The following is a 13,794-nucleotide window of genomic DNA, read 5'->3' as shown; positions in this document are numbered from 1 at the left end:
ATGCGTTGCCATGATGCACAACCGTAGGCCGGATGGCGTTGCGCTTATCCGGCCTACGGGTCTTATTGCTTGTGCTTACCGCCTTACTCTTCGCCGTTAAAACCGGCACGATTGAGCAGGAATTGCGACAGCAGCGCCACCGGACGACCGGTTGCGCCTTTGGCTTTCCCTGAACGCCATGCGGTACCGGCGATATCGAGGTGCGCCCAGTTGTACTTACGGGTAAAGCGTGACAGGAAGCAGCCCGCGGTAATGGCGCCGCCAGGACGTCCGCCGATGTTCGCCATATCCGCAAAGTTGGACTCTAGCTGCTCCTGGTATTCATCGCCCAGCGGCAAACGCCACGCGCGGTCGCCAGCCTGTTCGGATGCACCGATCAGCTCATGCGCCAGCGGGTTGTGGTTCGACATCAGGCCAGTGATGTGATGGCCCAGCGCAATCACGCACGCGCCTGTCAGGGTTGCGACGTCAATCACCGCTTCTGGCTCAAAGCGCTCGACGTAGGTTAATACGTCGCACAGGACCAGACGGCCTTCGGCATCGGTATTGAGAACTTCAACGGTCTGACCAGACATGGTGGTCAGCACGTCGCCTGGGCGATACGCGCGGCCACCCGGCATATTTTCGCAGCCTGCCAGCACGCCGACGACGTTGATTGGCAGTTGAAGCTCGGCCACCATGCGCATCACGCCATATACCGCTGCCGCGCCGCACATGTCGTATTTCATCTCATCCATGCCTTCGGCAGGTTTGATGGAGATACCGCCAGAGTCAAAGGTTAACCCTTTACCGACCAGCACGATCGGACGCGCGTCTTCGGACGGATTGCCTTTGTACTCGATGACCGACATCAGCGACTCATTCTGCGAGCCGTGACCGACGGCCAGATAAGAGTGCATGCCCAGCTCTTTCATTTGCTGCTCGCCGATCACGCGGGTTACAACATTTTTGCTGTAGCTGTCTGCCAACTGGCGCGCCTGAGAGGCAAGGTAGGCGGCGTTACAGATGTTCGGCGGCATGTTGCCGAGATCTTTTGCCGCTTTAATGCCGGCGGCGATCGCCAGACCGTGCTGGATCGCACGCTCACCGCTGGTCAGTTCCCGGCGGGTCGGTACGTTGAAGACCATTTTACGCAGCGGTCGACGCGGCTCGCTTTTGTTGGTCTTCAGTTGATCAAAGCTGTACAGCGTTTCCTGTGCCGTCTCAACGGCCTGACGCACTTTCCAGTAGTTATTGCGCCCTTTGACGTGCAGCTCAGTCAGGAAGCAGACGGCTTCCATTGAGCCAGTATCATTCAGCGTATTGATGGTTTTCTGAATGACCTGCTTGTACTGGCGCTCATCAAGCTCGCGCTCTTTGCCACAACCAATGAGGAGAATTCGCTCAGACAGAACGTTAGGAACATGGTGCAGCAACAGGGTTTGACCTGGTTTGCCTTCCAGTTCGCCACGACGCAGCAGTGCGCTGATGTACCCGTCGCTGATCTTGTCGAGCTGCTCTGCAATCGGAGAGAGACGGCGTGGTTCAAAGACACCCACGACGATGCACGCACTCCGCTGTTTCTCCGGGCTACCGCTTTTTACACTGAACTCCATGCACTACGCTCCTGAATCTTAAAGACAACGGCGGTGGCTACGGATAGAATTGCAAGCTTTCGTAACTCATACCCGCTGTTGCGGTGACTTCGTGTTAATCTTAACGTTATTACGGCATTGGCACGTCAGAACAATTTCTGAGAGGTGGATCCGTTGAGTATAATGATCTTAGCGACGATTTCGACGACTCAAGAGAATAAATGACGTTTAAGCCATGAAACAAGCTAAATTCCGGCAAAAGACGGGTTTTTACGGGCGTATTTAAAGTGATAATCATAAGATATCTGGTTCGGGAAACGCTCAAAAGCCAACTTGCGATCCTATTCATCCTGCTTTTGATCTTCTTTTGTCAAAAGTTAGTCAGGATCCTTGGTGCGGCGGTTGACGGTGATATCCCGGCGAATCTGGTGCTCTCGCTGCTGGGGCTGGGCGTGCCAGAAATGGCGCAACTTATCTTGCCATTAAGCCTGTTCCTCGGGCTGCTGATGACGCTGGGCAAACTGTATACCGAAAGTGAAATTACGGTCATGCACGCCTGCGGGCTGAGCAAGGCTGTCTTAGTAAAAGCGGCGATGGTGCTGGCGCTGTTTACCAGTATTATTGCGGCGGTCAACGTGATGTGGGCCGGACCGTGGTCCTCCAGACATCAGGACGAAGTCCTGGCGGAGGCGAAAGCGAACCCCGGTATGGCGGCGCTTGCTCAGGGGCAATTCCAGCAGGCGACTAACGGCGGCTCGGTGCTGTTTATCGAAAGCGTTGACGGCAGTAACTTCAACGATGTGTTCCTCGCGCAAATCCGCCCGAAAGGTAACGCCCGTCCTTCGGTAGTGGTAGCGGACTCCGGTCATCTTACCCAATTGCGCGATGGCTCTCAGGTCGTGACGCTGAACCAGGGGACGCGTTTTGAAGGGACCGCGCTGCTGCGCGATTTCCGCATTACCGACTTCCAGAATTATCAGGCGATTATCGGTCATCAGGCCGTGGCGCTGGATCCAAACGATACCGACCAGATGACCATGCGTACGCTATGGACGACCGACACCGATCGCGCCCGTGCGGAGCTGACCTGGCGTATCACGTTAGTATTCACCGTATTTATGATGGCGCTGATGGTTGTACCGCTGAGCGTGGTGAACCCGCGTCAGGGTCGCGTACTGTCCATGCTGCCAGCAATGCTGCTTTATTTGCTGTTCTTCCTGGTTCAGACATCGCTGAAGTCGAACGGCGGCAAAGGTAAGCTGGATCCGGTGTTCTGGATGTGGACGGTTAACCTGGCGTATCTGGCGCTGGCAATTGTGCTTAACCTCTGGGATACGGTGCCGATGCGCCGCTTACGTGCCCGTTTTATGCGTAAAGGAGCGGTATAATGCAGCCTTTTGGTGTACTTGACCGCTATATCGGTAAAACCATTTTCACCACCATCATGATGACGTTGTTCATGCTGGTGTCGCTCTCCGGGATCATCAAGTTTGTCGACCAGCTGAAAAAAGCCGGGCAGGGGAGCTACGATGCGATGGGCGCCGGGCTGTATACCCTGCTCAGCGCGCCGAAAGATATCCAGATCTTCTTTCCGATGGCGGCGCTGCTGGGTGCTTTGCTGGGGCTGGGCATGCTGGCGCAGCGCAGTGAACTGGTGGTCATGCAGGCTTCTGGCTTTACCCGTATGCAGGTGGCGTTGTCGGTGATGAAAACCGCGATTCCGCTGGTGTTGCTGACGATGGCCATCGGCGAATGGGTGGCGCCGCAGGGCGAACAGATGGCGCGTAACTACCGTGCGCAGCAGATGTACGGCGGCTCGCTGCTCTCTACCCAGCAAGGTTTGTGGGCGAAAGATGGCGATAGCTTTGTCTACATTGAGCGGGTGAAAGGTGACGCCGAGTTAGGCGGAATTAGCATCTACTCCTTTAACGACAAGCGCCGTTTGCAGTCCGTTCGCTATGCCGCAAGCGCGACGTTTGACCCGGAGCAGAAGGTCTGGCGTTTGTCGCAGGTGGATGAATCCAACCTGACCGATCCGAAGCAAATCACCGGCTCGCAGACGGTGAGCGGCACCTGGAAAACCAACCTTACACCCGACAAGCTCGGCGTCGTGGCGTTGGATCCTGATGCGCTCTCGATTAGTGGTCTGCATAACTACGTGAAGTACCTGAAGTCGAGCGGCCAGGACGCCGGACGCTACCAGCTCAATATGTGGAGCAAAGTCTTCCAGCCGCTGTCTGTGGCGGTAATGATGCTGATGGCGCTGTCGTTTATCTTTGGTCCGCTGCGTAGCGTCCCGATGGGCGTGCGCGTGGTGACAGGGATTAGCTTCGGATTTGTGTTCTATGTGCTGGACCAAATCTTTGGCCCGCTGACGCTGGTGTACGGCATTCCGCCGATTATCGGCGCGTTGCTGCCAAGCGCCAGCTTCTTCCTGATAAGCCTGTGGCTGATGCTGCGTAAGTCCTGATATTCGCCCCTCCCGCTGTGCGGGAGGGGCGCCTTCCTGCTAGCGTTTTCTCCCGCCCATCAAACTCCCCAACATGCCGCGGATTATCTGATTGGTGACCTGTCGCGCCGCGCTCTTCGCCACGCTCTGTACCACGCCATCGCGCTTGCCGCCGCGCGGTCCGGTGCTGCCAAACAGAATATCCTTCAATCCACCGAGAATACCGCCGTCCACATCGATCGCTTTACCGTTGGCGGGAGGTGTATTTTGCTGCTCGGTGCTGGCCTGCACGCCTTGCTGTAAACGCTCATAGGCGGACTCGCGGTCGATCTGTTCTTCATATTTACCGTACAGCGAGGAGTGATTAATCAGCCCGTTACGCTCGTCATCCGTCACTGGCCCCATCCGCGAGCACGGCGCAATCACCATTGCTCGTTCAACCACAGACGGGCTGCCTTTAGCGTCCAGAAACGACACCAGCGCCTCGCCGGTTCCCAGTTCCTGAATGGCTTTTTCGGTTTCAAATGCCGGGTTGGCGCGCATGGTTTGCGCGGCGGTTTTCACCGCTTTCTGATCCTTCGGTGTGAACGCGCGCAGGGCGTGCTGCACGCGGTTCCCCAACTGACCGAGCACGTTGTCCGGAATATCTGACGGGTTTTGCGAGACGAACCACACGCCGACCCCTTTCGAGCGGATCAGGCGGATCACCTGTTCGATTTTATCCAGCAGTACCTGCGGGGCGTCGTTGAACAGCAGGTGAGCTTCATCGAAGAAGAACACCAGTTTTGGCTTCTCCAGATCGCCTGCTTCCGGCAGCTGTTCGTACAGTTCGGAGAGCATCCACAGCAGGCTGGCGGCGTACAGTTTGGGCATCTGGTAGAGCTTCTCTGCGCTGAGGATGTTGATCATCCCTTTGCCGCTGGCGTCAGTTCGCATCCAGTCTTTGATGTCCAGCATCGGTTCGCCAAAGAAGTGCGCCGCCCCCTGTTGCTCCAGCGACAGCAGTCCACGCTGAATTGCCCCGACCGAGGCGCTGCTGATATTGCCATACTGATTCTGGAAGGATTTGGCGTTATCGCCGATGTACTGGGTAATGGCTCGCAGGTCTTTGAAATCGAGCAGCAGCAGGCCCTGGTCATCAGCAATGCGGAAGATAATATCCAGCACGCCGGACTGCACGTCGTTGAGGTTCAACAAACGGGCCAGCAGCAACGGGCCGAGGTCAGATACCGTGGCCCGCACGGGGTGACCTTTTTCGCCGAAGATATCCCACACCGTGACCGGATTAGCATGCGGTTGCCAGTCGGTAATGCCGATATTTTTCAGGCGGGCGAGCAGCTTTTCAGAGGCCTGCCCTTCCTCGGCCACGCCGGTTAAGTCGCCTTTCACATCGGCCATAAATACCGGTACGCCAATTTCAGACAGCGATTCGGCCAGCTTCTGTAGCGTGACGGTTTTACCGGTCCCGGTCGCGCCGGTAATCAGTCCGTGACGGTTGGCCATGCCTGGCAGTAAAAACAGTTCGGTGTCCGGCGTGCGGGCAATTAGCAGGGGTGTGCTCATTGAGATTTCCTCCATTTATCTTGCCTGGAGTATAGGCAATGTCCATCAAAGAGAGTATGCGATGGCCAGAGAAAATGACTTAAAGCGTATTGCCGTGATAAATCTGGTACCCCAAATCCACGGTGTTGTGGTTATGGTCGTTGTTCTTGATTTTGCTCAGCAACATCTGCGCTGCCATGCGGCCAATGTCAAAACGCGGGGTGATCACGCTGGCGAGGCTTGGGATCATCTGCCTGCCCATTTCCAGCCCGTGGAAACCGGCAATCGAGATCTGTTCCGGAACGGCCAGATCGCGCTCGCGGCACAGCAGCAGCGCGCCCATCGCAATATCGTCGTTGGTGCAAAAAACGCCGTCTAAATCCGGATGCGCGGCGAGCGCGTCCCGCATCATCTGAGTGCCGAGATGGATGGACGAAATAGAACGCGGATTGACGCGCAGCGGCACCAGACCCCGGCGCGTCATGGCATCGCAATAGCCGCGATAGCGCTGTTCATCGCGGACGTCGTCTTTCGAACCGAGATAGAGGATTTTGCGCCGCTGGCGTTTATCCAGCATGGTGCTGACCATATCAAATGCCGCCTGACGGTTATCGAAGCCTACTTCCATGTCCAGACGATCGCCCTGAATATCCATCAGCTCCACCACCGGAATGTTGGCTGAACGCAAAAACTTCACCGTGCGCAGGGTGTGATATTTTTCGGACAGGATAATGCCGTCGATATTGTATGACAGCAGATTGATCACCGACTCTTCCTCGGATTCCCGGTCGTAATTGTAGTTGGCGATCAGCGTCTGATAGTTATGATCCGAGGTGACCGACTCAATGCCGGCCAGAATGTCAGCGAACAGTTGGTTTTGAAACGAGGGGATCAGCACGCCAAGCGTATAGCTTTGCGCATTCAGCAACATCGCGGGCGCGCGGTTGGGGATGTAATTAATCTCCTCCATAATCTGCGCGATGCGTTCACCGGTTTCCTTTGCGACCTTTTTTGGCGAGCGAATGTAGCGGCTCACCGTCATTTTGGTCACGCCCGCCAGCGTGGCGATGTCTTGCAAAGAAATTCTGTGGTTCCTCATTTTCTCTCCAGTGCCGGGGAGCGCGGATCTGTGCTCCCCGGTGATGACCGTCTTAATGCAGAATGGCGTTCAGTGCCAGAACCCCCAGCAGCCCCATAATGGAAATCAGCGTCTCCATTACCGTCCAGGTACGCAACGTTTCCCCGACGCTGAGATTAAAATAGCCTTTAAACAGCCAAAATCCCGGATCGTTAACGTGGGAGGCAATCACGCTGCCCGCGCCGGTAGCCAGCACCATCAGCGCCGGGTCGGCGTGGGTGACGTTAATAATCGGCAGTACCACGCCTGCGGTGGTAATCGCCGCCACGGTGGCTGAACCGAGCGCGATACGCAGCAAGGCGGCGACCGTCCAGCACATCAGCAGCGGAGAAAGCGATGTGCCGGTCATCAGGTGCGAGATATATTGCCCCACGCCGCTGTCGACCAGAACCTGCTTAAACGCGCCGCCCCCGGCGATGATAAACACAATCATCGCAATCGCACCGATAGAGTCGCCAATGATATCCATAATTTGCTCGATCGTACGTCCGTTACGCCGACCAAGGGTAAAAATGGCGAGCACGATAGCGATAAACAACGCGACCGCAGGGTTACCGATAAACTCAAAGAACACCCGTACGCTGTTGGTTTTCGGCAGCGTGATTTCGCACACTGCGGCGACCGCCATCAGTATGACCGGGATTACTGCGGCAAAGATACTGTTCCAGAACGACGGCATCTCTTCTTCGGTGAACAGATGCGGGTTGAATAACCCTTCCGGCGGCGCTTTCTCAAAGCGGGTCAGCAGCTTAGAAAACAGCGGCCCGGCAACAATCACCGTCGGGATAGTAATAATAAAGCCGTACAGCAGGGTGGTGCCGAGATTAGCCTCGAAAATGGTGGCAATCGCGGTCGGCCCCGGATGCGGCGGCAGAAAACAGTGGGTCACGGACAGCGCAGCTACCATCGGGACGCCAACATACAGCAGCGGCAGGCCGGAAGAGGCCACCACCGTAAACACCAGCGGCAGCAGCAGAACAAAGCCGACTTCGAAAAACATCGCCAGACCTACCACCAGTCCGGTGATCACCAGCGCCCACTGCACGCGTTTCTTACCAAACGTGCCAATTAACGTGGTGGCGATGCGCTGAGCCGCGCCGGTATCGGAAATCAGCTTACCGAGCATTGCACCGAAGCCAAGGATCATCGCCAGACCGCCGAGCGTCCCGCCGATCCCATTTTGTATTGAATGCAAAACGGCCTGGGCATCCATCCCTTCGGCAAAACCGACGACCGCCGCCACCAGGACCAGAGCAATAAAGCCGTTAACTTTAAAACCAATCATCAGGACCAGGAGCAGCGCGACGCCTGCCGCAATTATTATTAATGGCATAATCGTTTCTCTTATATCCCCGTCATACTTCAAGTTGCAGGTGTGTTGGCTACGCTCACTCACCCGAATCACTTACTCAAGTAAGCTCATCGGGTTCATTCACTTGCCGCCGTCCCGCAACTCGAATTATTTAGGGGTGGCCAAAAATGCAGCGCCTGGGCGCTGCGTGATGTTGCGTTGTGTTGCATCAGACGGCGACCAGCATGCCGCCATCGACAAACAACAGGTGCCCGTTAACAAAATCGGATGCTTTGGAAGAGAGGAAGACCGCTGCGCCAATCAGCTCCTGCGGATCGCCCCAGCGCGCGGCTGGCGTACGTTTGCACAGCCAGGCGGTGAAGGCTTCATCCTCGACCAGCGCTTTGGTCATCTCGGTTTTGAAGTAGCCCGGTGCGATACCGTTGACCTGGATATTGTGGCGCGCCAGCTCAACGCACATACCGCGGGTGAGCATTTTCACCGCGCCTTTCGAGGCGGCATACGGCGTGATGGTGTCGCGGCCCAGTTCGCTCTGCATGGAGCAGATGTTGATGACCTTCCCGGCCTGACGTTCCACCATCCGACGCGTTACTGCCTGCGAGACCAGGAACACCGCCGTCTGGTTAACGGCAATCACATCGTTCCAGTCCTGCTCCGGGAACTCGGTAAACGGATGGCGGCGCTGAATACCGGCGTTATTCACCAGTACATCGATTGGGCCAATGTCTTTTTCGATATGGTCGATGGCGGCATCAATGTCCTGTTTCTGCGTAACATTAAACGGCGCGGCAACGGCGCGGATCCCTTCCTGTTGCAGTTTGGCGACGGCAGCCTCTGCGCGCTCCGGCGTAATATCATTGACGATAATCTGCGCGCCATATTTACCCAGCCCGGTCGCCAGTAAATAACCAATACCCTGGGCCGAACCGGTGATCAGAATATTTTTGCCATCCAGCGAAAAAAGATCTTTCATTATGTTCTTCCTTATTTTGTTTCAGCAAAAACGAGCTGGACTTTCGCTGCCTGGGTTTTATCCCCGGCAAAGATCAGCGCCTGTTCAAGCTCGGTAAACGGATATTCGGCGCTGAGTAATGGCAGCGGATCGATAACGTTATTCGCCAGCCACGACACCGCAGTGTTGAACTCGGTGGTAAAGCGGAACGAGCCTTTGAGCGCGATCTCTTTGCCGATCAGCATCATCATCGGGAAGTCCGGCACCGCGCCGCCCATGCCGACCTGCACCATCACGCCTTTCGCGCGGGTGACCTCCAGGCAGGTGGTGATTGAGGACGGATGACCAGAGACTTCGAAGCTGACGTCGAAGTGGCCTTTTTCTTTTTTCCACTCATCGAGCGAGTCCTGCTGCGGGTTAATCAGCGTGTCAGCACCCATCTGCTGGGCCAGCGACAGCGAGCGCGGGCTGATATCAGCACAGACAATTTCTGCTGCGCCGAGCGTTTTCACTGCGCTGACGATCAGGCAGCCGATAGGCCCCACGCCGGAGATAAACACGCGTTTGCCCTGCAGGTCTCCTGCTTCATGCGCGGCGTGGATCGCGACTGCCAGCGGTTCGGCAAAGGCCATGACTTTTTCATCGGCGTGCTGGGGGTAGGGGATGCACTGCGCGGTATCGACGGTTTTAAATCGGGTAAAGCCGCCGTCAACGTGGGGAAAATACATGGCGCTGCCAAAAAAGCGCATTTCCGTGCACTGGTTTTCTTCGTGCTGCAGACAGTATTTACAGTCGCCACAGGGCTTCGACGGATTAATAGCCACCGACTGACCTTCATGTAATTCTTTTGAGTCGCTGTGCACCACTTTACCAATAACTTCATGGCCTAAAATCATCGGTGCTTTAACGGTAAAATTACCGACTTTTCCTTCCTGATAATAATGTAAGTCGGAACCACAAATTCCGCCGCGGGTAATTTGTACCAGCGTTCCTTTATTATTCCATTCAATATTTTGGTCGGTAATGGCAACAGTTTTCTTACCCGCGACAACGCAGGATTGGGTTTTGACTTGCATAAATGCCTCACTGGTCAGGTAGTAACCTCGGCAGCATTTAAACGGTTTTGATTGTTATTATTTGTGATAAAGATCACGCTGGAAAATTGTTACACTACAATGTTACGCATAACGTGATGCGCCTTGTAAATCTGCTCAGCCGCGCCGAAAAAAGGTGAATTCTGCAATGTGGAAGGCGTAGTATCGCGCCATGGAATATGAATCTGGAGTTTTTTCAATGGCCGGGGAAAGTTATATTTTGATGGGCGTTTCGGGTAGCGGTAAATCTTTAATTGGCAGCAAAATTGCTGCAGTATTATCGGCCAAATTCATTGATGGTGACGATCTCCATCCGGCCAAAAATATTGATAAAATGTCTGAAGGTATTCCATTAACCGATGAAGACCGACTACCGTGGTTAGCGCGATTAAATGACGCTTCATACAGTTTATATAAAAAGAATGAGACCGGGTTTATTGTTTGCTCGTCATTAAAAAAACAGTATCGCGATATATTGCGGCAGGGCAGCCCGAATGTGCATTTTTTGTGGCTGGACGGCGATTACGAGACCATTCTGGCGCGCATGCAGCGTCGGGCAGGGCATTTTATGCCGGTGGGATTACTCAAAAGCCAGTTCGATGCGCTGGAGTGCCCGCAGGAGGACGAACGTGATATTGCCCGCATCGACGTGAACCATGACATTGAGCATGTGACGGAACAGTGCCGCCAGGCGGTGCTCGCGTTTCGTAACGGGCAATAAGCTCAGCCCCTTGCGGGACTGAACCTTGCATCAGAAGTCGGCTTTCAGCACCACGCGGTAGCGGGCTTTGCCGTCACGCACGTGCTGGATAGCTTCGTTAATTCGCGACATCGGGTACAGTTCGGTGGTGGGCGACACCTTGCTGCGCCCGGCAAACTTCATCAGCTTGCGTAGTTCGAACGGCGTACCGGTTGCTGAACCGGAGATGCTGCGATCGCCGGCAATTAAGGTGAACGCTGGCACCGGCAGCGGCTTCAGCACCGCGCCGACGGTATGGAAGTTACCGCCGTAAGCCAGCGCTTCAAAATAAGGCTGCCAGTCGAGATCGACGTTAACCGTGTTAATAATGAGATCGAACTGGCCCGCCAGCGCTTTTAGCGCATCCGGATCGCGGCTGTTAACCACCTTATCCGCCCCCATCGCCAGCACTTCCTGCTCTTTCGCCGGATTGGAGCTGAACGCGGTCACTTCGCACCCCATCGCGTGTAACAGCTTAATGGCGATATGCCCCAGGCCGCCGATGCCGATCACCCCAACGCGGCTGGTGGCGGTGATATGGTGCATCAGCAGCGGTTTGAACACCGTGATACCGCCGCACAGCAAGGGACCTGCCGCCGCCAGATCGATGCTTTCCGGCAGCGGGATCACCCATTGCCAGTCGGCCCGCAGCTTCTCGGCAAAGCCACCGCGATTGAGAATAGTGGGAACGGAACCTTCCAGGCAGTTAATCTGATTGCCGCTGATACAGGCGTCGCAATGCCCGCAGCTGCGCGCCGTCCAGCCAATGCCGACTCGCTGACCAACCTTCAGACCTTTATCTTGCGCCGCGCTACCAAGCGCTGCCACGCGACCAATCACCTCATGCCCGGCCACCAGCGGATACTGAGAGAACCCCCATTCGTTGTCGATCATCGACAAATCGGAATGGCAGATACCGCAGTAATCGACCTGGACTTCGACATCTTCCGGCTTAAGCTCGCCCGCATCATATTCATAGAGTTCGAGTTCGCTGCCCGCCGCTTTTGCGGCGTAGCTTTTTATCATCGACATCGTATTTCCCTCTGTGTGGTGTTGAACTGGAAGTGTAGAGCATGGGGAAACGGGACGCTTCGCAGAAGGGGGGATTAATAAGGGGGGCAAACTGTGACGATGGTTGCAGGTGAGAAAGGGAATGCTGAAATTTTCAACACTTAGCGAGTCAGGCACACGCTGGTGCTTGCATGGTGGCGCATGACAGGTATAATCCACAACGTTTTCCGCATCCCTTCCGTGCCGGAGTGGCGAAATCGGTAGACGCAGTTGATTCAAAATCAACCGTAGAAATACGTGCCGGTTCGAGTCCGGCCTTCGGCACCATACAAAGCTTTTTTTAAGTCTACTAACGTCTACTTTAGTCCATAAAAACAGTAAGTTAAGCAGGTTTCTAACTTGGCTTAGTCTGTTCACGTCTACTCAGTTCCTTGAACATATACCAACCGATGATGGTATAACTGATGGTATTCCCGGTTCGATTGATTTTGGTACCAACACTGGAGGTATCAACTGATGGCTCTCACCGATATCAAAGTTAGGACTACCAAGCCCTCCGACAAACCTTTCAAACTCACAGATGGGCAGGGTATGCACCTGCTGATCAACCCCAATGGTTCAAAATACTGGCGACTCCAATACCGTTTCGATGGCAAACAGAAAGTTTTAGCATTGGGTGTTTATCCAATGGTCTCTCTTGGTGAAGCTCGCAGGAAACGAGATGAGGCTAAAAAGTTGGTATCTGATGGTATCGACCCTTCCGAGAAGAAAAAGGCAGACAAGATCGAGCAGAGCGAAGCTCTTACTTTTGAATCTGTTGCCAGGGACTGGCATAAGGCTTGTAAAAGGAAATGGTCAGATTCCCATAGCGAGAGAGTTCTAAAAAGCATGGAAGATGGTCTCTTTACTGCTATTGGTAAAAGAAAAATATCCGAGCTTAATACCAGAGATCTTCTTGCCCCTATCAAGGCTGTTGAAGCTTCTGGGCGACTGGAAGTTGCTTCCCGCCTACAGCAAAGAACAACGGCAGTGATGCGATATGCTGTCCAGAACGGGCTGATAGATTACAACCCTGCTCAAGAGATGGCAGGAGCTATTGCGGTAGCTAAAAGAGTCCACAGGCCAGCTTTGCCATTCGAACGATTCTCAGAACTTTTAGAACGAATAGATAGCTTCAAGGGTAGAAAACTCACTAAGTTAGCCGTAAAGCTTACATTGCTCATTTTCATTCGTTCCAGTGAACTCAGATTCGCAAGATGGTCGGAGATCGACTTTGAAAATGCGATGTGGACTATCCCTGGAGAACGCGAACCATTGCCAGGGGTCAAACATTCGCACCGTGGTTCGAAAATGCGAACTCCACATCTTGTTCCTTTGAGTTGTCAGGCATTGGCTGTGCTGACGAAAATCAAAGAGATCAGTGGTGACCATGAACTCGTATTTATTGGCGATCATAATTTCCGCAAACCTATGAGCGAGAACACAGTTAATAAAGCTTTGCGAGCTATGGGCTATGACACAACCGTGGAGGTCTGTGGACATGGATTCAGGGCTATGGCTTGTAGTGCCTTGATTGAATCCGGCTTGTGGTCGAAAGATGCTGTTGAACGGCAAATGAGCCATCAGGAGCGGAACTCAGTTCGTGCTGCCTACATACATAAAGCAGAGCACCTTGATGAGAGAAAGCTTATGTTGCAGTGGTGGGCCGATTACCTTGACCTCCTTAGAATACGACAAGTTTCACCATTTGATTTTAAAAAGACTTAACTATGAATAAGTAGTTAATTAATCGTTCTCCCTTATCAACCTTGTTAAGGGAGAATTAATTCAAATAAGCAGTGTTAACTCATTCAAGCTTTGAATACAGTGGAGGGATTAATGAAAGTAGTAAGCCCTTATGAAGAATTAAAAAGCTGGTTTAGTCTCGAAAACTATGAGCAGTTAAAATCACTTACAATCAAAGAACTGCATACAGAGCTCTGA

General features: G+C 54.0%; 12 protein-coding genes, 1 tRNA gene and 1 pseudogene. 7 read left to right on the top strand and 7 right to left on the bottom strand.

Features of this window, described 5'->3' with window-relative positions; translation table 11 throughout:
* Nucleotides 1-83 precede the first annotated feature (83 nt).
* The gene (gene pepA, locus GPJ68_RS03030) at nt 84-1,595 is read right to left on the bottom strand and encodes a leucyl aminopeptidase (RefSeq protein ID WP_003025870.1); all 1,512 of its coding nucleotides are present in this window, start codon (nt 1,593-1,595) and stop codon (nt 84-86) included.
* 153 nt (nt 1,596-1,748) lie between these two features.
* On the opposite strand from pepA, the gene GPJ68_RS24940 reads away from it, so the two are divergent.
* The 3 genes from GPJ68_RS24940 (at nt 1,749) to lptG (ending at nt 4,044) form a co-directional block, all read left to right on the top strand.
* Nucleotides 1,749-1,799 carry a hypothetical protein gene (locus GPJ68_RS24940; protein ID WP_212723231.1) on the top strand — a complete coding sequence of 17 codons (51 nt, stop codon included), beginning with the start codon at nt 1,749-1,751 and terminating at the stop codon, nt 1,797-1,799.
* A gap of 62 nt (nt 1,800-1,861) precedes the next feature.
* Nucleotides 1,862-2,962 (top strand): LPS export ABC transporter permease LptF, encoded by a 1,101-nt coding sequence (lptF, locus tag GPJ68_RS03025; RefSeq protein ID WP_016151506.1) that lies wholly within the window; start codon nt 1,862-1,864, stop codon nt 2,960-2,962.
* Entirely contained in the window at nt 2,962-4,044 is a 1,083-nt protein-coding gene (gene lptG / locus GPJ68_RS03020; RefSeq protein ID WP_008786067.1) for an LPS export ABC transporter permease LptG, read from the top strand. The genes lptF and lptG overlap by 1 nt, the downstream gene beginning before the upstream one ends.
* A 39-nt stretch (nt 4,045-4,083) precedes the next feature.
* On the opposite strand, the gene GPJ68_RS03015 is transcribed toward lptG, so the two are convergent.
* From GPJ68_RS03015 to idnD, 5 genes are all read right to left on the bottom strand, one after another.
* Nucleotides 4,084-5,586 carry a helicase HerA-like C-terminal domain-containing protein gene (locus GPJ68_RS03015; RefSeq protein WP_104652367.1) on the bottom strand — a complete coding sequence of 501 codons (1,503 nt, stop codon included), beginning with the start codon at nt 5,584-5,586 and terminating at the stop codon, nt 4,084-4,086.
* A 79-nt stretch (nt 5,587-5,665) separates the two neighbouring features.
* A complete protein-coding gene (locus GPJ68_RS03010; RefSeq protein WP_047358548.1) occupies nt 5,666-6,664 on the bottom strand; it encodes a LacI family DNA-binding transcriptional regulator in 999 nt (332 codons plus the stop codon).
* A 52-nt stretch (nt 6,665-6,716) separates the two neighbouring features.
* Nucleotides 6,717-8,036, bottom strand: coding sequence for a gnt-II system L-idonate transporter (gene idnT / locus GPJ68_RS03005; protein WP_016155581.1), 1,320 nt, complete (start codon nt 8,034-8,036; stop codon nt 6,717-6,719).
* Nucleotides 8,037-8,223: 187 nt separating this feature from the next.
* Nucleotides 8,224-8,988, bottom strand: a complete 765-nt coding sequence (idnO, locus tag GPJ68_RS03000) for a gluconate 5-dehydrogenase (protein ID WP_049268593.1) — start codon at nt 8,986-8,988, stop codon at nt 8,224-8,226.
* 11 nt (nt 8,989-8,999) lie between these two features.
* Complete coding sequence (gene idnD, locus GPJ68_RS02995) at nt 9,000-10,043, bottom strand: L-idonate 5-dehydrogenase (protein WP_104652365.1); 1,044 nt, start codon at nt 10,041-10,043, stop codon at nt 9,000-9,002.
* A gap of 217 nt (nt 10,044-10,260) precedes the next feature.
* On the opposite strand from idnD, the gene idnK reads away from it, so the two are divergent.
* Complete coding sequence (idnK, locus tag GPJ68_RS02990; RefSeq protein WP_047358547.1) at nt 10,261-10,782, top strand: gluconokinase; 522 nt, start codon at nt 10,261-10,263, stop codon at nt 10,780-10,782.
* Between the two features lie 30 nt (nt 10,783-10,812).
* Here the strand turns inward: idnK and GPJ68_RS02985 are convergent, their stop codons facing one another.
* A complete protein-coding gene (locus GPJ68_RS02985) occupies nt 10,813-11,832 on the bottom strand; it encodes an NAD(P)-dependent alcohol dehydrogenase (RefSeq protein WP_016151513.1) in 1,020 nt (339 codons plus the stop codon).
* 221 nt (nt 11,833-12,053) lie between these two features.
* Between GPJ68_RS02985 and GPJ68_RS02980 the strand changes: the two genes are divergently transcribed.
* The 3 genes and pseudogenes from GPJ68_RS02980 to GPJ68_RS24935 all read left to right on the top strand — a co-directional run.
* Nucleotides 12,054-12,138, top strand: a tRNA-Leu gene (locus GPJ68_RS02980).
* 189 nt (nt 12,139-12,327) lie between these two features.
* Nucleotides 12,328-13,578, top strand: coding sequence for an integrase arm-type DNA-binding domain-containing protein (locus GPJ68_RS02975; protein WP_021517945.1), 1,251 nt, complete (start codon nt 12,328-12,330; stop codon nt 13,576-13,578).
* Between the two features lie 111 nt (nt 13,579-13,689).
* Nucleotides 13,690-13,791, top strand: a pseudogene (locus GPJ68_RS24935) (DUF6387 family protein); the annotation flags it as partial.
* Nucleotides 13,792-13,794 lie beyond the last annotated feature (3 nt).

Origin of the sequence: Citrobacter sp. 172116965 (genome assembly GCF_013458095.1) — a bacterium.
Lineage (GTDB): Bacteria > Pseudomonadota > Gammaproteobacteria > Enterobacterales > Enterobacteriaceae > Citrobacter > Citrobacter braakii.
The sequence above is the reverse complement of the archived record's forward strand: the minus strand, read 5'-3'. Positions and strand labels throughout refer to the sequence as shown.

Excerpts from the sequence above, each read along its gene's own strand:
- GPJ68_RS02975 (WP_021517945.1), top strand. The coding sequence starts at position 12,328 with ATGGCTCTCACCGATATCAAAGTTAGGACTACCAAGCCCTCCGACAAA.
- GPJ68_RS03010 (WP_047358548.1), bottom strand. The coding sequence starts at position 6,664 with ATGAGGAACCACAGAATTTCTTTGCAAGACATCGCCACGCTGGCGGGC.
- idnK (WP_047358547.1), top strand. The coding sequence starts at position 10,261 with ATGGCCGGGGAAAGTTATATTTTGATGGGCGTTTCGGGTAGCGGTAAA.
- lptG (WP_008786067.1), top strand. The coding sequence starts at position 2,962 with ATGCAGCCTTTTGGTGTACTTGACCGCTATATCGGTAAAACCATTTTC.
- pepA (WP_003025870.1), bottom strand. The coding sequence starts at position 1,595 with ATGGAGTTCAGTGTAAAAAGCGGTAGCCCGGAGAAACAGCGGAGTGCG.
- idnD (WP_104652365.1), bottom strand. The coding sequence starts at position 10,043 with ATGCAAGTCAAAACCCAATCCTGCGTTGTCGCGGGTAAGAAAACTGTT.
- idnT (WP_016155581.1), bottom strand. The coding sequence starts at position 8,036 with ATGCCATTAATAATAATTGCGGCAGGCGTCGCGCTGCTCCTGGTCCTG.
- GPJ68_RS02985 (WP_016151513.1), bottom strand. The coding sequence starts at position 11,832 with ATGTCGATGATAAAAAGCTACGCCGCAAAAGCGGCGGGCAGCGAACTC.
- idnO (WP_049268593.1), bottom strand. The coding sequence starts at position 8,988 with ATGAAAGATCTTTTTTCGCTGGATGGCAAAAATATTCTGATCACCGGT.
- GPJ68_RS03015 (WP_104652367.1), bottom strand. The coding sequence starts at position 5,586 with ATGAGCACACCCCTGCTAATTGCCCGCACGCCGGACACCGAACTGTTT.